Annotated in this window: 17 protein-coding genes and 1 tRNA gene; 11 read left to right on the forward strand and 7 right to left on the reverse strand. The window is 53.0% G+C overall.

Features of this window, described 5'->3' with window-relative positions:
- The first annotated feature begins 18 nt into the window (after positions 1–18).
- From dxs to NF347_RS04935, 5 genes are all read left to right on the forward strand, one after another.
- Positions 19–1,911, forward strand: a complete 1,893-nt coding sequence (gene dxs / locus NF347_RS04915; RefSeq protein WP_107035820.1) for a 1-deoxy-D-xylulose-5-phosphate synthase — start codon at positions 19–21, stop codon at positions 1,909–1,911.
- Entirely contained in the window at positions 1,908–3,242 is a 1,335-nt protein-coding gene (trkA, locus tag NF347_RS04920; RefSeq protein WP_107035821.1) for a Trk system potassium transporter TrkA, read from the forward strand. Before dxs ends, trkA begins: the two co-directional genes overlap by 4 nt.
- Complete coding sequence (locus NF347_RS04925; RefSeq protein WP_107035822.1) at positions 3,239–4,720, forward strand: TrkH family potassium uptake protein; 1,482 nt, start codon at positions 3,239–3,241, stop codon at positions 4,718–4,720. The genes trkA and NF347_RS04925 overlap by 4 nt, the downstream gene beginning before the upstream one ends.
- Before the next feature lie 102 nt (positions 4,721–4,822).
- Complete coding sequence (locus tag NF347_RS04930; protein ID WP_107035823.1) at positions 4,823–7,030, forward strand: tetratricopeptide repeat protein; 2,208 nt, start codon at positions 4,823–4,825, stop codon at positions 7,028–7,030.
- Complete coding sequence (locus NF347_RS04935; RefSeq protein ID WP_107035824.1) at positions 7,027–9,063, forward strand: M3 family metallopeptidase; 2,037 nt, start codon at positions 7,027–7,029, stop codon at positions 9,061–9,063. Before NF347_RS04930 ends, NF347_RS04935 begins: the two co-directional genes overlap by 4 nt.
- Here NF347_RS04935 and fmt read toward each other — a convergent pair.
- Together fmt and NF347_RS04945 are read right to left on the reverse strand one after the other, a co-directional pair.
- Positions 9,056–10,000: a methionyl-tRNA formyltransferase gene (fmt, locus tag NF347_RS04940; protein ID WP_107035825.1), complete on the reverse strand. Its 945-nt coding sequence runs from the start codon at positions 9,998–10,000 to the stop codon at positions 9,056–9,058. The two genes, NF347_RS04935 and fmt, sit on opposite strands and share 8 nt — an antisense overlap.
- The gene (locus tag NF347_RS04945; protein ID WP_107035826.1) at positions 9,997–11,127 is read right to left on the reverse strand and encodes an ROK family protein; all 1,131 of its coding nucleotides are present in this window, start codon (positions 11,125–11,127) and stop codon (positions 9,997–9,999) included. The genes fmt and NF347_RS04945 overlap by 4 nt, the downstream gene beginning before the upstream one ends.
- 297 nt (positions 11,128–11,424) lie before the next feature.
- Here NF347_RS04945 and NF347_RS04950 point away from each other — a divergent pair.
- The 6 genes from NF347_RS04950 to rplT all read left to right on the forward strand — a co-directional run bounded on the left by NF347_RS04950 (position 11,425) and on the right by rplT (position 17,278).
- Positions 11,425–11,498: transfer RNA gene (locus NF347_RS04950), tRNA-Met, on the forward strand.
- A 350-nt stretch (positions 11,499–11,848) separates the two neighbouring features.
- The gene (gene rho, locus NF347_RS04955) at positions 11,849–13,861 is read left to right on the forward strand and encodes a transcription termination factor Rho (protein ID WP_107035827.1); all 2,013 of its coding nucleotides are present in this window, start codon (positions 11,849–11,851) and stop codon (positions 13,859–13,861) included.
- 102 nt (positions 13,862–13,963) lie between these two features.
- The gene (gene thrS / locus NF347_RS04960) at positions 13,964–15,901 is read left to right on the forward strand and encodes a threonine--tRNA ligase (RefSeq protein WP_107681730.1); all 1,938 of its coding nucleotides are present in this window, start codon (positions 13,964–13,966) and stop codon (positions 15,899–15,901) included.
- 8 nt (positions 15,902–15,909) lie between these two features.
- The gene (infC, locus tag NF347_RS04965) at positions 15,910–16,503 is read left to right on the forward strand and encodes a translation initiation factor IF-3 (RefSeq protein ID WP_107681729.1); all 594 of its coding nucleotides are present in this window, start codon (positions 15,910–15,912) and stop codon (positions 16,501–16,503) included.
- Between the two features lie 88 nt (positions 16,504–16,591).
- Complete coding sequence (gene rpmI / locus NF347_RS04970) at positions 16,592–16,789, forward strand: 50S ribosomal protein L35 (protein WP_107035830.1); 198 nt, start codon at positions 16,592–16,594, stop codon at positions 16,787–16,789.
- 138 nt (positions 16,790–16,927) lie between these two features.
- Positions 16,928–17,278, forward strand: a complete 351-nt coding sequence (gene rplT, locus NF347_RS04975) for a 50S ribosomal protein L20 (RefSeq protein ID WP_107035831.1) — start codon at positions 16,928–16,930, stop codon at positions 17,276–17,278.
- Positions 17,279–17,382: 104 nt separating this feature from the next.
- On the opposite strand, the gene NF347_RS04980 is transcribed toward rplT, so the two are convergent.
- The 5 genes from NF347_RS04980 to NF347_RS05000 form a co-directional block, all read right to left on the reverse strand.
- Positions 17,383–17,835 carry a hypothetical protein gene (locus tag NF347_RS04980; RefSeq protein ID WP_107035832.1) on the reverse strand — a complete coding sequence of 151 codons (453 nt, stop codon included), beginning with the start codon at positions 17,833–17,835 and terminating at the stop codon, positions 17,383–17,385.
- Positions 17,828–19,306: a Y-family DNA polymerase gene (locus NF347_RS04985; protein ID WP_107035833.1), complete on the reverse strand. Its 1,479-nt coding sequence runs from the start codon at positions 19,304–19,306 to the stop codon at positions 17,828–17,830. Before NF347_RS04985 ends, NF347_RS04980 begins: the two co-directional genes overlap by 8 nt.
- A gap of 9 nt (positions 19,307–19,315) precedes the next feature.
- Positions 19,316–20,776: a sensor histidine kinase gene (locus tag NF347_RS04990; RefSeq protein WP_107035834.1), complete on the reverse strand. Its 1,461-nt coding sequence runs from the start codon at positions 20,774–20,776 to the stop codon at positions 19,316–19,318.
- The gene (locus tag NF347_RS04995; RefSeq protein ID WP_107035835.1) at positions 20,754–21,464 is read right to left on the reverse strand and encodes a response regulator transcription factor; all 711 of its coding nucleotides are present in this window, start codon (positions 21,462–21,464) and stop codon (positions 20,754–20,756) included. Before NF347_RS04995 ends, NF347_RS04990 begins: the two co-directional genes overlap by 23 nt.
- Before the next feature lie 286 nt (positions 21,465–21,750).
- Entirely contained in the window at positions 21,751–23,751 is a 2,001-nt protein-coding gene (locus NF347_RS05000) for a dipeptidyl-peptidase 3 family protein (RefSeq protein ID WP_107035860.1), read from the reverse strand.
- Positions 23,752–23,756 lie beyond the last annotated feature (5 nt).

Here is a 23,756-nt window from a genome sequence, read left to right on the forward strand (position 1 = left end):
AGCCGTAAGGCGCCCGACATGGATCGTTATCCAATACTGAGCCGGGTGTCACGGCCAGCCGATGTGCGTGGCATGTCGGGCAGTGAGCTTATAGGACTCTGTAGCGACATCCGTAGGTTTCTGATAGAATCACTTTCATCAAATCCGGGTCACTTCGCCTCCAGTATGGGTGCGGTGGAGCTTACAGTGGCTCTTCATTACGTATTCAATACGCCCTATGACCGGATTGTATGGGATGTTGGTCATCAGGCCTATGGTCACAAGCTGATAACAGGCCGTGCCGACCGTTTCCACACCAACCGCAAGCTTGGCGGTCTGAGTGGTTTTCCTAATCCGGACGAGAGCGAATATGATACGTTCACGGCCGGTCATGCGTCAAATTCGATTTCGGCAGCCCTCGGCATGTCGGTGGCTTCGGCCCTCAACAACGACAGCCCACGCCGCAATGTCGTGGCTGTGATAGGCGACGCTTCGATAAGCGGAGGTCTGGCGTTCGAGGGGCTGAACAATGCCGCCAACACCAACAGCAATCTGCTGATAATCCTCAACGACAATGATATGTCGATCGACCACAATGTCGGGTCGCTGAATTCATATCTCGCTCATCTGACTGCTTCAAAAGGCTACAACAGTTTCCGCTACGGAGTGTACCGACTGCTGAAAAAGCTGCATCTGTTCAACGACAACAGCAAAGGACGCATACTGCGTTTCAACAACAGCCTGAAATCGCTCCTGACCAAAGAGCAAAATATATTCGAGGGCTTAAATATCAGATATTTCGGACCGTTTGACGGTCATGATCTGCCACGTATCATAAAGGTGCTTGACGATATCAAGGATATGAGCGGCCCGCGGCTGCTGCATCTGCGCACGACGAAGGGCAAAGGTTATGTGCCGGCTGAAAATGATCCGGCTGTCTGGCATGCACCCGGATGCTTTGAGCCTGAGAGCGGAGAGCGCAAGTCAGAGAGTAAGGATCCGGCCCGCACGAAGTTTCAGGATGCGATGGGTTCGACTCTTGTTGAGCTGGCTCGTGACAATAAGGCTATCGTCGGAATAACGGCGGCCATGACATCTGGCACCTCAATGAACATGATGCAGCAGGAGATGCCTCAACGCACGTTTGACGTCGGCATTTCAGAGGGTCATGCCGTGACCTTTGCCGGTGGGCTCGCTACTGACGGAATGCTGCCATACGTGGCCATCTATTCGGTCTTTCTGCAGCGTGCTTATGACAATATCATCAATGACGTGGCCGTGCAGGGTCTGCCGGTGACATTCTGTATAGACCGTGCCGGTCTGGTAGGTGAGGATGGCGTAACTCACCACGGCGCCAACGACCTTGCATACATGCGTACTGTCCCCGGCATGACCATAGCTTCGCCGCGCGACGCCGACCAGCTGCGTTCGCTGCTCTACACCTCGCAGCTTCCTGACCGGTGCGGTCCGTGGGCGATACGTTATCCGCGCGGTTACGGCCACGACAGCCACAAGCCGATGCAGCGTATGACCGTCGGCCGCGGAGAGTGTCTGAGCCGGGGCGAGGATGTAACGATGCTCACCATCGGGCCGATAGCTTTCGAGGCGGCTCAAGGAGCGAAACTGGCTGCTGCAGGCGGCGTGTCCGTGGCTCATTACGACATGGTGTTTCTCAAACCTCTCGATGACGAGATCATGAAGGAGGTGGCCGCGAGCGGCCGTCCGATCGTGACTGTAGAGGACGGAACAATCGACGGAGGTCTTGGCAGTGCCGTGCTCGAATGGCTTGCCGCCAAAGGCCACAACCTGCCAGTGGTGCGTATGGGTATTCCCGACGCTTTCGTTCCGCAGGGTACAGTCGAGCAGTTGCGGCGTCTGTGTCGCTATGATGCGGCCTCGATCGCAGAAACCATAATGAAACTCAAGAAATGAAAATCGTTATAGCGGGAGCCGGCGAGGTCGGATCACATCTGGCCAAACTTCTGTCGAAAGAGGAACAGGACGTGATTCTTGTCGATGCCGATGCCGAAAAACTGGCGGCGATCGATGCCAACTACAATCTGATGACCAACTGCGGTTCTCCGACTTCGTTCACTGTGCTTTCGGAAGCCGGAGTGGCGCAGTGCGATCTGTTCATAGCTGTCACCCCGTTCGAAACCACCAATGTCATAGCCTGCTCCATAGCTAAAAACCTTGGAGCAAAAAAGACAGTGGCGCGCATTGACAACTATGAGTTTATGGAACAGCGCAACAGCGCTTTCTTCAATGCTCTCGGCGTTAACAATCTGATCTATCCCGAATATCTGGCTGCAAAGGAGATATTGACTTCGCTCGAACGCACATGGGTGCGGACATGGTTTGACATCCACGACGGAGAGCTGACAGTGGTAGGCGTGAAGATCCGCGACAATGCTCCTCTGTGCGGCATGCAGCTGAAGGATCTGGCCGCTTCGGGACACAACTTCCATGTGGCAGCCATACGCCGCCGTAACGAGACGATCATTCCACGTGGCGATGACCGTATCATACACAATGATATACTATATTTCACCACGACACGCGACCATATAGAGAATATCCGCGAGATGTGCGGCAAGCGTCAGGTGAACATCCGCAAGGTGCTCGTGATGGGTGGCAGCCGCATAGCAGTGAGACTGGCGGCGATAGCAGGTGACAGATATAAGTTCAAGATCATTGATATCGACCGTCAGCGTTGTGTGAAACTCTGCGAGCGTTGCCCCGATGCAAAGATTGTCAACGGCGACGCGCGCGACATCGACACGCTCGACGAGGAGGGTATCGACGATATGGATGCTTTCATAGCCCTTACCGACCGGTCGGAAACGAATATACTCGCATCGCTGACCGCCAAGGAGCATGGTATAAAGAAGACTATCGCCGAGGTGGAGGATCTGCAGTTTATCTCGCCTGCTGAAAATCTCAACATCGGAACTATCGTCAACAAGAAGCTGCTCGCCTCAAGCACTATATTCCAGATGCTGCTGGCCACAGACTCATCTTCATCGAAGTTTCTCGCACTGGCCGATGCCGACGTGGCCGAGATCGAGGTCAGAGCAGGGTCAAAAATAACCCGCGGGCCGGTGAGAAGCCTGCGTCTGAGCCGTGATGTGACCATAGCCGGACTGATACGCGACGGACGAGGAATGCTTGTGACCGGCCAGACCGTGATAGAACCCGGTGACCATGTGGTGGTGTTCTGTCTGTCGGGTACAATACATAAAATCGAAAGACTTTTCGGATGAGCAGACAGCATATAAGGCTGACGACAATCAATTTCCCCATGGTGCTGCGTGTGGTGGGATGGCTTCTGATGATCGAGGGAGCGTTTCTTGTATTGCCTCTTATGGCATGCGCCGCATACGGTGAAACCGACATGGAGGCATTTGCCATAAGCGCAGTAGCGACAGCTCTGACGGGGTTGCTGATGACATTTGGCATCAGGCCTTCGCGCACTGACATGGGCAAGCGGGAGGGATTTCTGCTGACGGCGCTCGTATGGGTGTTTTTTTCAGCATTCGGTATGTTGCCGTTCATGCTGTGCAGTCATCCACTCGAATTAAGCGACGCCTTTTTCGAGGCTATGTCGGGGTTTACGACCACAGGAGCGTCGGCTCTGACTTCGGTGGAGATGTTCTCACACGGCATTTTGCTGTGGCGATGCCTGATGCAGTGGATCGGCGGCATGGGTATAATCCTGTTTACTCTCGCAGTGATACCGATGCTCAACCATTCGGGGGGAATGCAGATGTTCAATGCCGAAGTGACTGGCATAACCCATGATAAACTCCGCCCGCGCATATCGCAGACGGCCAAAGGGCTGTGGTTTCTTTATTTTCTGCTGACGGCGATACTCACCCTGTTGCTGTGGATAGGGCCGATGGATTTTTTCGACAGTCTGTGCCATGCGTTCTCGTCGATCTCCACAGGCGGATATTCAACCCGCGACGACAGTATCGGAGCATGGAATTCGGCCTATGTGAAACTGGTGATCACGATATTCATGTTTCTCGGCGGTGTGAACTTCGGATTGATGTATAAAGCGATGCATGGCAATCTGAGGTGTTTCTGGCGCAACGACGTGTTCAAGGCCTACATACGTATTATTCTGGTGTTCTACATCTTTTTTGTCATAGCCATAGTGGGAAGGGGGCAGGTGACGGATTTAAGCTCATTCACGCTCGATCCGTTGTTTCAGATCATCTCCACCATTACATCGACAGGCCTGACGGTGAATAATTTTGAGAGCTGGGGAACTTTTGTGCTCGCTCTTTTGTTTCTGCTTATGTTTTTCGGTTCGTGCGCCGGATCGACAAGTGGCGGCGCCAAGATAGACCGTATACTGTTTCTGCTTAAAAACAGTGGCAACGAGGTGTATCGCTGCATACATCCCAACACAATGATGAGCGTGCGCATAAACGACAAGGTGATCGCGCCCGATGTGGTGTCGAAAGTGATAGCTTTCCTATGTATCTATGTGATGATCATAGCGGCGGGGGGTATACTTCTGACAGCTTTCAATATCCCTTTGGTGGATGCGTTTTTCTCGTCGTTCTCGTGTGTCAGCAATACGGGACTCGGCACAGGTGTGACCGGATACGGAGAGTCGTATGCCATAATACCCTCTTCGGGAAAATGGGTGCTGTCGCTGCTGATGCTTACCGGACGACTTGAAATATTTACCGTGCTGCTGCTGTTCACTCCGGGATTCTGGCGTAAATGAGCCGACAGAGGTCGGTTCTGGCATGGTTTTTGATGTATCCATGACCGAAAACAAGCTATGCCTGAACACCAAATCACAGGCCTAAAAACAAGAAAATCCAATATGTCAGACAGCTCTCTCAAAACTCTCCACGATAATATCTCCGATCTCATCTCGCGCCGCCGTCTGGCGCAGGCGATCGACCAGGTAGAGGCAACTCTGTCGGTGTACAACGCGCCTTGGCAGCTGCGTGAACGGATAGAGAAACTACGCACCGATTACGGTTATCTGCGGCGGTATGCGCTCGACGGTGTGGCTGATCCCGGCCGTACGTCACTTTACGATGCCATAGCGTCGCAGCTTCTCGGGATGACCGACGAGGTGATACGTGCCTCGCGGACGGCCGATTCGCCACGGCTCTACTTCTCTACGCTCCGATATGAGAACATGCAGCCCGATTCGTCGATCACGTCGCTGTTGGAGCGCTATACTGAAAATGTCAGAAAGACGGGCCTGGCTCTGTTTGGCGGGATGGATAATGCCGCCGATGACCGGTCGATGCGCGACGTGCAGGAGAAACTCGCTTCGCGTCTGTTCGCCCTTCTCTGGGTGACTCATCCGCTGTCGGACGCCGATGCGGCAGCCATAGAAGGTTTTATCTGCGATCCGACTGTCGGTCGTGGAATCAAACAGCAGCTGATATCGTCGCTGATGCTTGGCGCGCTGGAGATATTCGATGCGGCACGGCTCAGGATCATGCTTTCGATATATTACCGAAGCGGAGAAATATCGGCCGAATTGCGGCTGATAGCTCTTGCGAGTCTGCTGATAGCCATGTGGGGCAACCGCGGGCGACTGTCAGACCGCCGGCTGGCCGACATGCTTGCTGCGGCGTCAGAGTTGCCATCATGGACTTCGGATCTCCGGATGGTGTTCGTGAGATTGCTGAAGGCGACTGATACGGAGCGGATCACCGGGAAGATGGAGCGTGAGGTGATACCCGACATGATGAAAATCAAGCCCGAACTCGACCGCAAGATAAAGGAGCTTAAGGATCTGTCGGATCTCGAGGGCGCGATGGAGGAGAATCCCGAGTGGGAGGAGGTGTTCGAGCGCAGCGGTCTGGCCGAGAAACTCCGCGAACTTAACGAGCTGCAGAGCGATGGCGGCGATGTGATGATGGTCACTTTCTCGCGGCTTAAGAATTTTCCGTTTTTCTCGGATCCGGCCAACTGGTTTCTTGTGTTTGACAAGGATCATTCGTCGATCAGTTTTTTTGACGCTCCCGAAGCCGATGCGCTCAAAGAGCTTGTGGCTGAAATGCCGTATCTATGCGACAGCGACAAGTATTCGATGATGCTGTCGATGAACAGTATTCCCGAGCAACAGCGGGCCATGATGATGCAGCAGTTCAGGGCCGGCAATATCAATTTTGCGGAGATAACCGCATCGTCGTTGCGTCCGGAGGCTGAAAGGGCCGAGAGTGAAGTGAACCGGTATATACAGAATCTTTACAGGTTTTTCAATCTTTTCAGGCGCAAGAACGAATTTACCAATCCGTTTGCCGGATTTATAAATCTTCCTGAAATAGATGAGCTGTCGGAGTGGTTTGACGATGCTGTATTCATACGTGAGACAGCGGAGTTTTATTTCAAACGTGGATATTATGCCGAAGCTCTCGCTATGTTCGGCCGGCTGACCGACCGCGGTGGAAGCGATCAGTGGCAGGTGTATCAGAAGACGGCCTACTGCATGCAGAAACTCGGACGTATCGAGGAGGCTCTGGCTATGTACGGGCGCAGCGAACTGACTAATCCCGACAATGTATGGACTCTTCGCCGCATGGCTCAGTGCAGCCGTATGCTCGGTCGCAACGGGACGGCTATCGAGTATTATCGACGTATATCCGCCTTGCAGTCCGATGATCTGCTGACAACGCTCAATATAGGAATGTGCCTGATGGATCTGCACCGATACGAGGAGGCTATGAAGGAGTTTTTCAAAGTGGAGTATCTCGACGAGCATTCCGACAGGGCATGGCGTCCGATAGTGTGGTGCGCGTTCAGGATGGGTGATATGGCCAGGGCAAGAGCCTATAGCGACAAGATACTCGCATCATCTCCAAAGGCAGAGGATTACCTCAATGCAGGCCATATAGAGCTTTCCGCCGGACATCCACGCGAGGCCGCGTCGCTTTATCTGAAGGCGTCGGAACAGCCGGGCAAGGACTCGCAGTGGTTTCTGAAAGCGATGGAGGATGACGCCGTAGCCCTAAAAGAGGCCGGTGTGGATGATATAATCAAGGCAATAGTTATAGAGGAAATAATATGAACGGAGATATATTCATGCGTCCATTCGACACCCCTTTCGGTGCGGTGGCGTTCGACAAGATAAGCAATGCCGACTATCTGCCGGCATTCGAAACCGCCATAGGGCAGGCCTGGAGTGAAGTCGAGGCCATACGTGACAATGCAGAGGCGCCGACATTTGCCAATACCATCGCGGCGCTGGCGAGGAGCGGAGAGATGCTTGAGCGTGTGGCGGGAGCTTTCTTCCCACTTACGTCGGCCTGTACGGACGATGAAATGATGGATATATCCGTGAAGGTGTCGGAGATGCTTACTGAGCATTCGGTCAGGGTGAGTCTTGACGAGAAGCTGTGGCAACGGATACGCAGTGTGCATGATTCATCGGAATCGGCGGCGCTCGACAGAGAAGACCGTATGCTTCTCAAGGACACATATGAGAAGTTTGTGAGATCAGGCGCTTTGCTTGAGGGCGCCGACCGCGAAGCTTACCGTGAAGCGAAAAAAGAGCTGTCGCAGCTGTCGGAGCAATTCGGACAAAATCTCGTGAAGGAGAATGCCGGAATGAAGATATATCTCGGCGCCGATGATCTTGACGGCCTTCCCGAGAGGCTTGTAGAGGAGGCGGCCGAGAGAGCTGTATCAGAGGGTAGAGCGGGAGAGTATTGTTTCAAGCTTGATTTTCCGGTCTACAGCACTTTCATGTCGCACTCGTCGCGGCGTGATCTGCGCGAGCGTTTTTTCAGAGCCTACTCGTCGCGCAACAGCGCGGGCGAGTACTCAAGTCTCGCTATAGTCAGCCGTATGGCTTGGCTTCGGCTCAAAGTGGCGCGTCTGCTTGGCTATGACACTTATGCCGACTATGCGCTGGCCAACAAGATGGCACGCACACGCAGCAATGTCGACGCCCTTCTTCGACGGCTGAAGGACGCTTATATGCCGGTTCAGCGCGCCGAGGTGGATGCTATCACCGATTTCGCGCGAGTCACGGAAGGTGACAGTTTTGTGACGCGGCAGTGGGATTATGCCTATTACAGCCGTCTGTATCGCATCAGCCGTTATGATTATGATCCTGAGTCGATGCGACCATATTTCAAACTTGACACTACGGTGAAAGGTGTGTTCGGACTGGCTCGCACGCTTTATGGCATAGACTTCGTAAAACGGCATGACATACCGGTGTATCATCCCGATGTGGAGGTGTATGAGGTGAAGGATATCGACGGAAGCCATCTCGGTCTGCTATACATGGATTTCTTCCCGCGCGACGGTAAACGCGCCGGTGCATGGATGACCGATTTCAGGGAGCAGTCGATGCTTCCCGACGGCAGTGATGTGAGGCCCCATGTCAGTATCGTGACCAATTTCACCAGGCCGACATCTTCGACTCCGGCGCTTCTTTCTCCCAATGAGGTCAACACGTTGCTGCATGAGTTCGGACATGCTCTTCACTCACTGTTCAGCCGCTGCCGCTATGCCGCTCTGTCGGGCACGAATGTGGCGCGTGACTTTGTTGAGCTTCCGTCGCAGTTCAATGAAAACTTCATGCGCCGCAGGGAGTTTCTTGATACTTTCGCGCGACATTATCAGACCGGTGAGCCTCTTCCCGACGAGGCTGTGGAGAAAATGGTGCGAAGCAGTCAGTTTGGCTGCGGATATGACTGCATCAGGCAGCTTATGTTTGGTCTGACCGACATGGCGTGGCATACAGTCACCGAGCCGGTCGATGATCCGGTGGCATTCGAGCTGTCGGTGACTGATGCCATGGCTGCGATACCTAATGAATGCCGAAGCGTGGTGTCACCGTCGTTCGGCCATATTTTTTCCGGAGGTTATGCGGCGGGATATTATAGCTACAAATGGGCCGAAGTGATAGAAGCCGACGCGTTCGGCCGTTTTCTGGAGGAGGGGGTGACCAACCGCCGGACAGCTGAATCATTTCGTCGCGAGATACTTGAAAAGGGTGCGACGGATGAACCGGACGAACTGTATCGCCGGTTCAGAGGCCGTGATCCGGAGCCTGAGGCTCTGCTGAGGCGTGACGGGGTTATCAGCTGAACTTTTCGGGCAGTCCGCGCACTCCGCGAAGCCATGATGCCGCATCCATACGTTTTTTGCCCTGCGGCTGAAGGCTGAGTATCTCTATGCGGTAGTCGGAGCAGTCGACGGTCAGTGTTGATCCGTCGGCATGTACCGTGCCGGGAGTCTCGGCCTTTTGTCCGGTGATGCGTGTGGCAAATATTTTGAGCGACTCATTGTTGCCCATGTCGGTCCATGCCGCGGGGTATGGCGAGAGTCCGCGCACGAGATTATGTACAGCCTGTGCCGGCTTGTTCCAGTCGATATGGCATGTATCCTTGAATATCTTTGGCGCCGGGGTGGGTTCATCGATGCTCAGCGCGCTCTGCGGTATTGGCTTGACTGTGCCGTCAATGATAGCATCGACAGTCTTGAGTGTCAGTCGTGCACCAAGTTCCATCAGACGGTCGTGGACCGATCCTACATTCTCGTCGGGCGCGATGACGATTTCTTCGCGATCGATTATGTCGCCGGTGTCGATCTCATGTTTGAGGAAGAATGTGGTGACTCCGGTCTTGTCATCGCCGTTGATGACGGCCCAGTTGATCGGTGCGGCTCCGCGATAGCGCGGCAGCAGTGAGGCGTGGAGATTGAATGTGCCCAACGGTGGCATCTGCCATACGACTCTCGGCAGCATCCTGAAAGCGATGACCACAAAGAGGTCGGCTTCGAGCGCACGTAATTCTTCAACAAATGATTCGTCGCTGAGCTTCACCGGCTGCATGACTTTAAGTCCATGCTCTATCGCAAACAGCTTGACAGGCGACTGGAACATGTGGTGACCTCTTCCGGCGGGTTTGTCGGGCATGGTCACGACTCCAACAATGTTGTAGCCTCCGTCGACAAGGCGGCGGAGGCTTTCAACTGCAAACTCGGGAGTTCCGAGGAATACTATTTTCAGGTCTTTTTTGGTCATTCCGAAACTTTTACTTCAGGCATGGGGTTCTGGCTATCGATCTGCGACAGCGCGAAGGCATAGGCTCCGATGGAGATGGCGTTGCTGGCTCCGATCTTGGATATCATGACTCCGATGCGTTTCATCGGATCGTATGTTATGGTGCGGTCGGTGCCATAGACTTTGAGCGGGCGCGACTCTCCGCAGGCAAACTGCCGGAACTCTTCGGGGTTGTCGAGGTCAAACACGCGCATCTGCACCCTATCGAGTTCTTCGCCTTTGAGCGAGTGAATCTTGCCGCGCATTTCCTTAAGCAGCGAAGGCATGAAGAACCGGTGGGCTCCGGTTAGTCCTCCTCCGATCACTATGAGTCCGTCGATGAGTGTCGCGGCTGTGGCCATTGCATCGCCGGCCACTTCTCCGAGCTCTTCGAAGGCTCCGCGCGCGGCTTTGGCATCGCCCTGTCGCACACCGTCGGCTATGTCGCATATATCCTTGGGGGTGAGATCGGGGTCGACAATGCCGGAGCGTTCCATATAGACCCTCTTGACGGCGCGGATTGATGCTCCCTCTTCGACAAAAGCTTCGGGATATTTCTTGTTGCGCAGACAGAATGTCTCGACACATGAATTGTCGCCACGGTTGAGCTTGTTGTCGACCACGATGCCTATGCCGAGTCCTGTGCCGAATGTATAGCCTATAAGGTTATGGTAGCGTTTGGCGCTTCCAGCCTCCTCCAGGCGTCGGTTGATCTCAGGCAAAGCGCCTCCGAGAGCTTCGCCGAATGCGTAGAGGTCGCCGTCGTTGTTTATAAATACCGGAATTCCGAACATATCCTCGAGGAATGGTCCGAGAGCCACTCCGTTGCGGAACGACGGGAAGTTGGGCAGGTAGCCTCCGATGATGCCGTTGGGATAGTCGGCCGGACCGGGAAACGCGAAGCTGATAGCCACGGGCTTACGATCGAGCTTGGAGATGACGTCGCGGAATCCCTTGACCATTGTGGAGAGACACAGATCGAGGTCATGGGCGTTGGATGGCATGCTCACAGGCTCGACTATGAATTTGTTGGCCTGCATGGCACCGAAAACGAAGTTGGTGCCGCCGGCATCGAGAGTGATGACTACTCTTTTATCGAAGCTGTACATTTGTCGAATAGGTATTAGTGTTGTTGTCTATTGGAAGCAAAGTTAAGAAATTTGCTGCAATATATTACAACGGCTGCCGTCGAAATGTTGTGAAAATTAAGTGGCTTCAAGTGCGTGCTGATGTAGATGCAGGGCAGAAGGTGGGTCTGATTGATGTTGTTTGAACGATAGCTTGGCACATGATGTTATTGTAAACTGCTGTAAGTTAACGTTAATGAATTTTTAGTGCAAAAAAACGCACAAAAAATTTGGCTATATGGGATTTTGGATGTAACTTTGCACTCGCAAAGCCAAAACGGCGGGATAGCTCAGTTGGTTAGAGCGTCGGATTCATAACCCGGAGGTCTCGAGTTCAATTCTCGATCCCGCTACTCGAATCAAAGCTTCGGAATCAGTTTCACGAAGCTTTGATTGTTTTTATTGCAGGGTGTGACTTCATTGATGTTGATGTTTTTTTATAAACATTTTGCGCAAACAGGTTGTTTTTAATAGAGAAATGATTAATTTTGCGCTTGAAAAAGAGCGGAAAAATCCTTTCATTAAAATATTCACCGCACTATCATTCCTCCCCTCATTACTTAATTTTGTAGTTGTTCAGTCAGATTGTCAGCATGATAGCGCTGAAGCGCATTGATGTAAAATGCGTATGAAATCTGTCGGTACGCTCCAAAAGCACATTCACAAGCAACACAATTCCCCTTACAAGAATATATTTAGATTTATGTACAATCTTGATGAGTTATCAGAAAAGGTAGATTCTGAACTTCACGCCATAGCCGAAGGCATGGGACTGAAAAAGATGTCATCACTTCCAAAAAACGAGGTGATCGATGCCATTCTCGATCAGCAGGCCATAGACTTCGCAGCCATGGCGGCCGCCAATATGTCGAACGATAAACGACGTCAGCCTCGTCGGAAAAAGAATGACGCGGCTGTGTCGGGCAATGGCGACAATCAATCTCCATCCGATGACCAGCAGGATGGTCAGGGCGCGAAGAAAAGAGGCCGTAAACCTCAGCAGAAACGTAGCGATGACAGCATAGCGTCTGTCGAACCCGAAGCGCAGCCACAGGCTGAAAGCGCCGTCGCGGCTACGGAAGCGTCGGCAGAGAATCCGGCGCCGGAGAAGAAACGCAGGGGTCGTCCGAAAGGAAGCCGCCAGAAAACGGAAGGGGAGTCAGAGTTGAAAAAAAGCGACGAGGCGTCTGAACAGAGTGTGGACGAAGCCGCGACCGTAGTCAAGGCTGAAGAGACGATGAATCAGTCGCAGACAACGCCTGCTGCCGATAATCATACGCCGGCGCAGCAGCATGAGCCTGCGGCAGAGGCGGCCAATCAGCAACGCCGCAATAATGACGGTCAGCGTCAGGATATGCGAAACAATCAGGGCGACGGATTTGGCGCATTCTTCCCGCGCTCGGAGGGCCGGAGGTTCGTGCCGCGCTCGCAGCGTGAGAAAGAGGAAGCCGCAGCACAGGCCGCCGTGGCCGCAGCTACAGCACCCATACAGCTCAACGAGCCGTGGCAGCAGGACAAGCAGCAGCAACAGCAGGGCAAGAAAAACAAGCAGAAAAACCGCAATCAGAATCAGCAGCGTCAAGAACCGTCGTACAGCTTCGACGGGCTGATAGAGACTACCGGACTGCTTGAAGTAGTGCCCGAAGGATATGGCTTCCTGCGTTCGAGCGACTACAATTATCTGCCCTCGCCTGATGATGTGTATCTGACTCCGCAGCAGATCAAGGCTTATGGTCTGAAGACCGGCGATGTCGTGGAAGCAACAATACGCGCTCCGCGTGAAAATGACAAATATTTCCCGATGGACAAGGTGAAGAGTGTCAACGGCCGTTCGCCCGAATTTATTCGTGACCGTGTGCCGTTCGAAACCCTTACGCCCCTGTTCCCTGAGGAGAAATTCAATCTGACGGGAGGGCGGGCCAACAATCTCTCTACCCGCGTTGTGGATATGTTCTCGCCTATAGGCAAGGGGCAGCGCGGACTTATCGTGGCGCCTCCCAAGACCGGTAAGACGATACTTCTTAAAGATATCGCCAACGCCATAGCCGAGAATCATCCCGAAACATATATAATGATACTGCTCATCGACGAGCGCCCGGAAGAGGTGACCGACATGAGCCGCAGTGTCAATGCCGAGGTGATAGCCTCTACTTTCGACGAGCCGGCCGACAAGCACGTGAAGATCGCTAGCCTTGTGCTGGAAAAAGCCAAGAGGATGGTGGAGTGCGGCCACGACGTGGTGATACTGCTCGACTCCATCACGCGCCTGGCGCGTGCATACAATACGGTGTCGCCGGCATCGGGCAAGATACTGAGCGGCGGTGTGGATGCCAACGCGCTGCAGAAGCCTAAACGCTTCTTCGGAGCCGCGCGCAATATAGAGAACGGCGGATCGCTGACCATCATAGCCACCGCTCTGACCGAAACAAGCTCCAAGATGGACGAGGTGATATTCGAGGAGTTCAAGGGTACTGGCAATATGGAGCTTCAGCTCGACCGCAAGCTGTCGAACAAGCGCATATTCCCGGCTGTGGACATCATGGCGTCAAGCACACGTCGCGACGACCTGCTGCTCCGCACGGAGACACTCAACCGCATGTGGATACTGCGCCGCTTCCTCTCGGACCGCAATTCGATCGAGGCCATGGAATTTGTCAAGGACCGCATGGAGCGTACGCCCGACAACGACGAACTGCTCCGCACCATGGGCGACTGACAATATTCAGGCTCAGCGTCAAATGATTTTGAAAATTACAAGGATATTCATTAATTTTGCAGCCGTTAACACGCTATCGTAAATCGTGGACATCAAAAAAATATGATAAACATAACTTTTCCCGATAATTCGGTAAAGCAGTTTGAAGCCGGCGTGACGCCTCTCGCCATAGCCGAAAGTATCAGCTCCAGGCTTGCACAAGACATTCTGGCCGCATATGTCAACGGTCAGGAATGGGACATCACCCGCCCCATAGAGGAGGACGCCACAATAAAGCTCTTCAAGTGGGATGATCCGGAAGGCAAGCATGCCTTCTGGCACAGTTCGGCTCATCTTCTGGCCGAGGCTCTTCAGGCTTTGTATCCGGGCGTAAAATTCGGCATCGGACCGGCTGTCGACAACGGTTTTTATTACGACATCGATCCCAACGGTAATGAAATCACGGCCTCCGAGTTCCCCAAGATTGAGAAAAAAATGCTCGAACTTGCAAGGGAAAAGAATGCAATAGTGAGAGCCGACATCAGCAAATCGGATGCACTGAAACTGTTCGGTGACCGTGGCGAGTCGTATAAGTGCGAGCTTATCAGCGAGCTTGAGGACGGACATATCACCACGTACACACAGGGCGGATTCACCGATCTGTGCCGTGGCCCGCATATCGCCAATACGGCTCCTATAAAGGCTGTGAAGATCACTTCGCTTGCAGGCGCATACTGGCGCGGCGACGAGAAGCGCGAGCAGCTCATACGTGTATACGGCATCACATTCCCCAAGCAGAAGATGCTCGACGAGTATCTCGTGATGCTTGAGGAGGCCAAGAAGCGCGATCACCGCAAGCTCGGCAAAGAGATGGAACTGTTTGCATTCTCGCAGAATGTCGGAGCCGGTCTGCCTCTGTGGCTACCCAAGGGCGCCGCACTGCGCGACCGTCTGGAACAGTTCCTGCGCAAGATACAGCGCCGTTACGGCTACCAGCAGGTGATCACTCCGCATATAGGCAACAAGATGCTCTATGTGACATCGGGTCACTATGCGAAATATGGCAAAGACTCCTTCCAGCCTATCCACACTCCGGAGGAGGGCGAAGAGTATCTGCTCAAGCCTATGAACTGCCCGCACCACTGCGAGATATTCAGAGCGTTTCCGCGCAGCTACCGCGAACTGCCTCTGCGACTGGCCGAATTCGGCACAGTGTACCGCTACGAGCAGAGCGGTGAGCTTCACGGCCTGACCCGTGTGCGAGGATTCACGCAGGATGACGCCCATATCTTCTGCGCTCCCGATCAGATCAAGGATGAGTTCCTCAAGGTGATGGATATAATATTCTACATCTTCAAGGCTCTGAAATTTGAGAACTTCGAGGCACAGATCTCACTTCGCGACCCCAATAACAAGGAGAAATATATCGGATCGGATGAAAACTGGCATCTCGCCGAGCAGGCCATCATAGAGGCCTGTCAGGAGAAGGGTCTGAAAGCACGTACCGAACTTGGCGAAGCCGCATTCTATGGTCCGAAGCTCGACTTCATGGTGAAGGATGCTCTCGGCCGCCGCTGGCAGCTCGGCACCATCCAGGTGGACTACAATCTGCCCGAACGCTTCGGTCTTGAATATACCGGCGCCGACAATCAGAAGCACCGTCCGGTGATGATACACCGCGCTCCTTTCGGATCGATGGAGCGATTTGTAGCTGTGCTTCTGGAGCATACGGCCGGACGCTTCCCGCTGTGGCTTGCTCCCGATCAGGCCGTGGTGCTCCCGATCAGCGAGAAATACAACGACTATGCCTTCGAAGTGGCACGTCAGCTCAACGAGGCCGATGTGCGTGCGATCGTGGATGACCGCAACGAGAAGATCGGCAAGAGAATTCGCGACAATGAGCTTAAACGTATCCCCTATCTGCTGGTAGTCGGAGAAAAAGAAGCACAAAATGGCGAAGTTTCTGTAAGAAAACAGGGCGAAGGTGATAAAGGTACGATGAAAATTGCTACCTTTGCAGCGAATTTGACTGAAGAAGTCAAAAATCTCACAAATCAATAAACGCTTTAATGCAGAAAAAACCCTACGTACCCGGTCCGCGCAGACCGAACAGCTCCAATCCAGGCGCCAGAAGGCCCGACAGGAACAACGCCTCAAAGGATCCATACGCTATCAACGAACGTATCCATGCCCGTGAAGTGCGTCTGGTGGGTGACAACGTCGAGACCGGCATCTACCCGATACCCCAGGCCTTGAAAATAGCCGAAGAGCAGGGGCTTGATTTGATTGAGATCTCTCCTACCGCCGAGCCGCCGGTATGTAAGATACTCGACTATCAGAAGTTTCTCTATCAGCAGAAGAAACGTCAGAAAGAGCAGAAGGCCAAGGCTACAAAAGTCGTGGTGAAGGAGATCCGTTTCGGTCCGCAGACCGATGATCATGACTACAGCTTCAAGCTCAAGCATGCTGTGGGTTTCCTTCAGGAGGGTGCCAAAGTGAAAGCATACGTATTCTTCAAGGGACGCTCGATCCTCTTCAAAGAGCAGGGCGAAGTGTTGCTGCTCCGCTTTGCAAATGATCTGGAGGAGTATGGCAAGGTAGAGCAGATGCCGGTGCTTGAAGGCAAGAGAATGATCATCATGATCTCGCCGAAAAAGAAGTGACTGACACAGCGCGTGCAAAGAAACAGCCGCGGTCGCGAGTCGGCAGCGGTACAGTATAAACTCGAATTAATCAACAAAAGTAACCCAAATGCCAAAGATTAAGACTAATTCCGGTGCCAAAAAGAGGTTCGCCCTTACCGGAACAGGAAAAATCAAGAGAAAACATGCTTTCAAGAGCCACATCTTGACCAAGAAGACCAAAAAGCAGAAGCGCAACCTCACCCATGCCGCTACTGTGGCATCGGCCGACCGCAGCGCCGTGCTGGAGCTTCTCGCCCTCAAGTAAATCAGGCACCGGAAGCGTTTTCCGCAATACAGTTCATGTATAATTCGTGACTTTATAACAGTTATTAACCGGATGTTTAGCAAAAAAGACCCGTGCGCATAGGGCACGAGCGCTAACACCCAATAAACGACAAAAGAAATGCCAAGATCAGTAAATCATGTAGCTTCAAGAGCTCGCAGAAAGAAAATCTTAAAACTCACCCGCGGTTACTTTGGCTGCCGCCGCAATGTGTGGACCGTTGCCAAGAACACCTGGGAAAAAGGTCTTACCTACGCTTACCGCGACCGTAAGGACAAGAAGGGCAATTTCCGTGCTCTCTGGATCCAGCGTATCAACGCTGCCGCACGCATGGAGGATCTCAGCTACTCGAAGCTCATGGGTCTTATCCATAAGGCCGGAATCGAGATCAACCGCAAGGTGCTTGCCGATCTCGCTCTCAACAATCCCGCCGCATTCAAGGCTATCGTAGAGAAGGTGAAGAACGCCTGAACAGCAGCCTCAAGCCGTATGGCCGGTGAAGATCGGTGAATTACGGTTGTGAATACACTTATAAGGCATGACGCCGCAGTCTGATGATTGCGGCGTCATCTGTTTTATGGTTCTATCGGAGTGATGTGGCGGATCATGGATATGTCGATACGGGTTCCGTTGGATAACCTTACAGTACGTTGCACAGGATCAACCGAGATAATGGAGTCGCTGACGGTCACGATACGGCCTCCGCTTTTGTGACTGTCAGGCTCAAGATATGTGATCGATGCTTTGCGCGAGTGTGAGTCCAATATTGCCGCGAGCGCATTGTCAAGCCATACGCGTTCGTCGTCGGCCAGATCATCAGGATGGTCGGTATATCGGGCTGTTTCCTCCAGCACGTCGCTATGGCCGGGAAGAGCTGCAAAGGGAGCGAACTGCGCGGCTCTCGCTCTCATGGACATTTGCGGATGGACCGGGCTGACGTGGTGTGGCCGGAACAGTATGTCGGCATATGGATGACCATGCAGGGTGTGGACGGTTGGATTGTCTTGTCGGTTGTTATCTTTATTCATGGTGTCCTCCTATCTGGCGGTTGCGAAGCCGCTGTGTGGCACCTTCGGCAAAGTTGAGTCCTTTTAATATGGAGTTTTTTCCGTAGGCTTTTTTTATTTTCAACATAGCTTCCTGAAGCAATCGCTCACGCTTCTGATGCATGATCCCGGCTTCTATATCCGTCGGACTGAACAGCTCGAGCTGAATGGCTTTGTCGCCGGCATTGGATTTCAGTGATTCGTCGGTGATATCGGCTGCTGTGATCGTGATGCGTCTGACAAGCATATCCTTTCTCACTATGCGATCGTAGAGTGTCGCGGCGGCAGTGGAGATTTCCTCGGACGATGATGTAGGATATGCAAACGTTGTGGAGCCGTGGGATGATACAGGCACCGTACGGCCAAATCTGTCACGTTTGACAGGAATGTCGTCAGATTGGTTCTGATATGGCGATGTGGCGTCGTAGCCTATGTGGAGCACGATCTGGCTTGTGACCATCTTCATGGCTACAAGTTTCAGCCCCATGGCATCGGCCATCTCTCTGACCACGATCCGCGCTTTGCCGGTGTCGTAGGGGCAGGTGAGTACCTGACCGCTGCTTATGGATCGGCTTTCGGGTCTGTAGGCCTTAATATGTCGTATTTCCACCGGTTCCCATCCCCAGGCGTGGTCGATAAGCAGCTCGGCATTGACACCGAACATGTCGTAGAAGAGCTTCTCGTTGGTAAGCGATATGCGGGCTATCTGGCCCATGGTATCGATGCCGTATGGTGCCAGGCGGCGGGCGATGCCGCTGCCTATGCGCCAGAAATCGGTTATGGGTTTATGATCCCAAAGCATTGACCGGTAGGAAAATTCGTCGAGTTCGGCTATTCTGACTCCGTCGGCATCCGGCGCCATCTTCTTGGCTACAATATCCATGGCTATCTTGCACAGATACATGTTGGTTCCTATTCCGGCGGTGGCAGTGACGCCAGTAGCGGCAAGCACCTCCCGGATCATCCGCATGGCGAAATCGTGAGCGGTGAGATTGTATAGGCGCAGGTAGTCGGTGGCATCGATAAACACTTCGTCGATAGAGTAGACGTGCATGTCATCGGGCGACACATGGCGCAGATAGATGCTGTAGATACGGCTGCTGTAGTCGATATAGTGTGCCATCCGCGGCGGCGCTACGATGTAGTCTACGGCGAGACTGGGGTCGGCGTCAAGTCTCGCGGCCGAATATGACCGTCCGCTACATCCGCTGCCCGTACGCTTACGGTTGGTTTCTCTGACCTTCTGTTCCACTTCAAACAGGCGTGGCCGTCCGCCCAGCCCGAGGCGTTTTAGCGATGGTGATACTGCCAGACATATGGTCTTGGATGTGCGACTCGCGTCGGCCACGACAAGATTTGTGTCGAGCGGGTCAAGACCTCGTTCGACGCATTCCACTGATGCGTAAAACGATTTCAGGTCAATAGCTATGTATTGGCGCGCTGACTGATCCATTGTCCGAAGTCAGTCTTTCCATTTTTCTAATGTGAAGAGGAATTCGAGTCCGCCCATCGGGCCGTTGTGTACTGAAATGCTTCCCCCAAGAGCCTCGACGGTGTTTTTGACGATGGGCAGTCCGAGTCCTGTCCCACCGACCTTGCGCGAGCGTCCGGCATCGATCCGGTAGAAACGTTCGAAGAGATGAGGCAGATGCTGCGGATCTACACCGGTGCCGTTGTCGTAGAAACGGAATGTGTAGTAGCGCTCGGATTCGACTATCAGGTCGAGTCCCATTTCGGTTCCGCCGGAGTGGATAGCGGCGTTTTTGATGAGGTTGGAGATCATTCCGGTGAGGAGAGTGGCATTTCCTCTGATCATGCAGTCGAGGGGCAGATTGTAGCTGAACTTCATGTTGCCGTTGATTCCTGATGCAGTCAGGTCGTTTTCGATAGTGAAAACGATGTCGTGGAAGTCGATTTCCTTTACCGGTATATTTCCAGTGCCTTCTTCAAGGCGTGTCATGGTGGATACATCTCCGAGCAGGATGCACAGGCGTTCCACGTTGTCCTGCGCGCGGCTTATGAAGCGTTGCCTTGTGGGTGTGTCCATGTCGGGGTTTGACGCGATGGTGTCGAGGTAGCCTTTGATGACTCCTACAGGCGTTTTCAGCTCGTGGTTGATGTTGTTGGTGAGCTGTCGTTTTATGCGGGCTTTTTCCTCTACTGCATGAAGGGCGATCTTGTGCTCGCGTTCGCTTTTCTTGACAGCGTCGGCTTTGTCGCGGTAGAGCTTGATGATCTTTCGTGATATGTCGCCGAGTTCGTCGTGGGGGAAGTCGGTTTCGTCGACGGTCTCGATGTTGTCGGCGGCTTTGGTGGCGAAGTCGCGCAGTAGTCCGATGTTTTTTGTCAGATATCGTGTGGAGAAGTAGCAGATTCCTCCCATGGCCACGAATATCACAAATATGATCCAGAAGTTGGTATTGGCTCTGATGGCCTCGCCGATGGTCATGGTGTAGGGTACGGTAGTCTGCACGTAGATCTTCCCGTCGTTGCTTTTCAGTGCGGCGGAGTAGAAGAACTGGTCGTCTTCCTGATATTCGTTTGATCCTTCGCCGGTGGCTTCGGCTTCGCGGAATTCGGCGCGTTCGGCGGCTTCCGAGAAGTCCTGTATGATGGGTGTGTCGCCGGCATTGTAGATCAGTCGCCCCTCCTTGTCGTAGACGCATACCGAAATGCCTTCGTACATGGAGTTGGCGAAGTAGTCGTTGATGAAGTTCATGAACGGCCGCATGTCAATGTCGTTTTTATAGGCATTGATGATGCGGCTGTTGATAAACTTCAGTTCCTTGCTGATCTGTTCGGTGCGTATGGCCGATTCATGTTTATACTGCTGATACAGCAGTACGAGCATGCCGGTCCACATCAGTACCAGCATGGGGATGAACAGTCGCCAGCGGTAACTAAACTGTCTCTTTGAAGCCATATCCGAAACCGAGACGGGTCACGATGTTGTCGCCGTAGCTTCCTATCTTTTTGCGCAGACGGGCTATGTTGGTGTCGATGGTACGGTTGGTGACCACGACATCGTTTGACCACACATTGCGTATTATCTCTTCGCGCGAGTGGATGCGGTTGCGGTGGGATATAAGGAATAGCAGTATGTCAAATTCGGTCTTGGTCAGGTTGATCTCCTGGTTGTTGAGATAGCATAGTTTTTCGTTGCGGTCGATACGCAGACCGTTGAATGTGATGTCGGGCTCGTAGATGCTTTTGGGAGCCGACATTGTCCACTGGCGGTGGGACTGGCTGCGACGGAGCACGGCTCTTACGCGGGCAAGCACCTCGCTTATGACAAAAGGTTTGGTGATATAGTCGTCAGCGCCGATATTAAGCCCCATGACGGTGTCGTCTTCTCCGTTGAGAGCCGAGCAGAATATAATGGGGGTGGTTTCGGTGGCTGAGCTGTTGCGGATGCGTTTTGCAAAATCAAATCCGCTGAGCCGTTCCATCATTATGTCGACAATCATCAGAGAATATACCGAGAGGTCAAGCGTGAGCGCTTCTTCGGCACTGTACGCGCAATTGACCTCATATCCTTCTTTTTCAAGGTTGAATTTGAGTATTTCGCAGAGTGATTCTTCGTCGTCTATTACCAGTATTCTGTTGTTCATTGTCGTTTAGGAAATATAGATGATGTGAATGCTTCGTTCTTGCGATGTAAAGTTACTAATTATATAGGCATCGGCGGCGTTAATGTGTGTTAAAACGGCGATATGCGCGAACCACTCTCCTATGGTGGTGTTATGATAGTATAATTACTATATTTGCACTGTGTTTTTTCATGGTATTAGATTTAAGGTTAAAAAAAATGGTTTGTCGGGATGACAAACCATTTTTTTATGTCAGCTTTGTTTGCAAAGCGGCTTGGCGCACACTCACGAGCGGATGTGCGATGGATCAGAGAGTCGAGTACTGCCGTGAGTAGCGCAGCATTTGTTCGGGATACTGTTCGGTGTAGGTGACCGTCACATCGACAGGGTTGCCGGCATCATCACGCACTACTTCGTAACGAGGATTGACAAATCCCTTATAGGGTGCTATCGAGAGGTTGGAGTAGCGGTCGAGGATCTCCTTGTGGAGCTGTGGGTCGACTTTCACTGCGTATTTTTCGACGAGTGTTTCACCCGCCTCGTAGTCACCTTCGCTCTTGATGCGCTGTACTTCTCCGAGCAATTCTCCGAACAGTCGGCGCAGGGCTTCGTAATCGTTGACCGTGAGCACGGTCTTGCCGTTGATCTTGTCGAGTGATGCGACGTTGGCTTCCTTTCCATGATCGAGCACCCATTCGCTTATAAGCTTGCGGTTGCGCATGTGGGCTTCCTCCACGTCCTTGCCCGGTTCGATGCGCATGAGCTGTGTCATGAGGCCGTTGAGCAGATAGTGATAATATTGTGCTTTATAGGCGTCGGGGTTGTCAAGCAGACCGAGTTCCACAAGCTTGGGATCGGCCAGATAATAGAGGGCGAAGAGATCGGCGCGAGCTTCCTCGAGAGTCGAGCCATGGGCTTTCAGGGCGTCGGGATCCACTCCGGGCAACAGTCGGCCAGATGCATGACCCAGACATTCGTGCAGATCGGTGTGCAGATTGTCGGTAATAAAAAGATACTTATCTATGAGCGCTCTTGTGGCGGTGTCGGGCACGAATTCCTCGTTGAAGCCGTTGCCGTGCGATGCGGCGTCGTAGGCCTGTGTGATGTTCTCGATTGTCACCGACTTGGATCCGTGGCTGGCGCGTATCCAGTTGGAGTTGGGCAGGTTGATGCCTATGGGTGTAGCCGGATATGAGTCGCCGGCGAGTATGGCGGCAGTGATCACTTTGGCAGTCACTCCCTGCACTTTGTCTTTGCGGAAGCGGGGATCGACAGGCGAGTGATCCTCAAACCACTGGGCATCGGAGCTGATGGCTTCGGTGCGATGTGAGGCTTCGAGATTCTTGAAGTTGACAATCGATTCCCATGAACCGGTCATGCCGAGAGGGTCATCGTAGCTTTCGATGAATCCGTTGATGAAGTCGACACGCGAATCGGTATCGCCCACCCATAGTATGGAGTACTCGTCAAAGTCTTTGAGGTCGCCCGAGCGATAGTAGGCTATCAGCTTGTCTATGACCGATGCCTGAACGGGGTTTTCGGCATATTGACGGGCTTTTTCGAGCTGATCGACGATCCGTGATATAGCTTCGGAATAGACTCCTCCGATCTTGTAGGTCTGCTCCACGATTTTACCGTCGGAGTCCTTTACCACGCGTGTGTTGAGTCCGTGCATTACCGGTGTCAGGTCGGTCGAATCCTTGCGGGAGGCGTAGTATTGCTCCACTTCGGCCTGTGTCACTCCGTCGTAGAGATTTACGGCTGAGGTGAGTATCAGATCCTCCCCGGCCACCTGATTGACTTTTTTAGGCATGAACGCCGGATCGAATATGTAGCGGAGCAGCTGATCCTTGTCGGCTGGTCGTTTGTCGTCAGGCAGCGCGGCGATCTGTTTTTCCATGAAGTCGCGGCTGAAAGCGGGCACGAACTTGTCCATGGAGTAATGATGGTGGTTGCCGTTGGCAAACCATACCTGTTTGAGATATGTTTCAAACGCCTTGTAATCGTCCGAATTGCGGTCGCCGTCATAGTTGCTGTAAATGTTTTCGAGCAGGTGGCGGAGCGAGAGATTGTATCGGTTGTTCTGATCCCACAGTATATCGCGTCCGGCGAGTGCGGCTTCGGTCAGATGATAAACGAGCATTTTCTGGCGAAGCGACAGTGATTCGAAGTCGGGCACTTTGTAGCGGAGCACCTGAATGTCGGCAAAACGGTCGACTACATAATCGAAGTCGTCGGCCATGGCCGGAGATGCGAGCGATGAAGCGGCTATGGCTATTGCCAGTGTGGCGGTTTTTATTTTTTCCATAATTG

The sequence above is a fragment of the Paramuribaculum intestinale genome, from assembly GCF_030759015.1.
In the GTDB taxonomy this organism is placed as follows: Bacteria; Bacteroidota; Bacteroidia; order Bacteroidales; family Muribaculaceae; genus Paramuribaculum; species Paramuribaculum intestinale.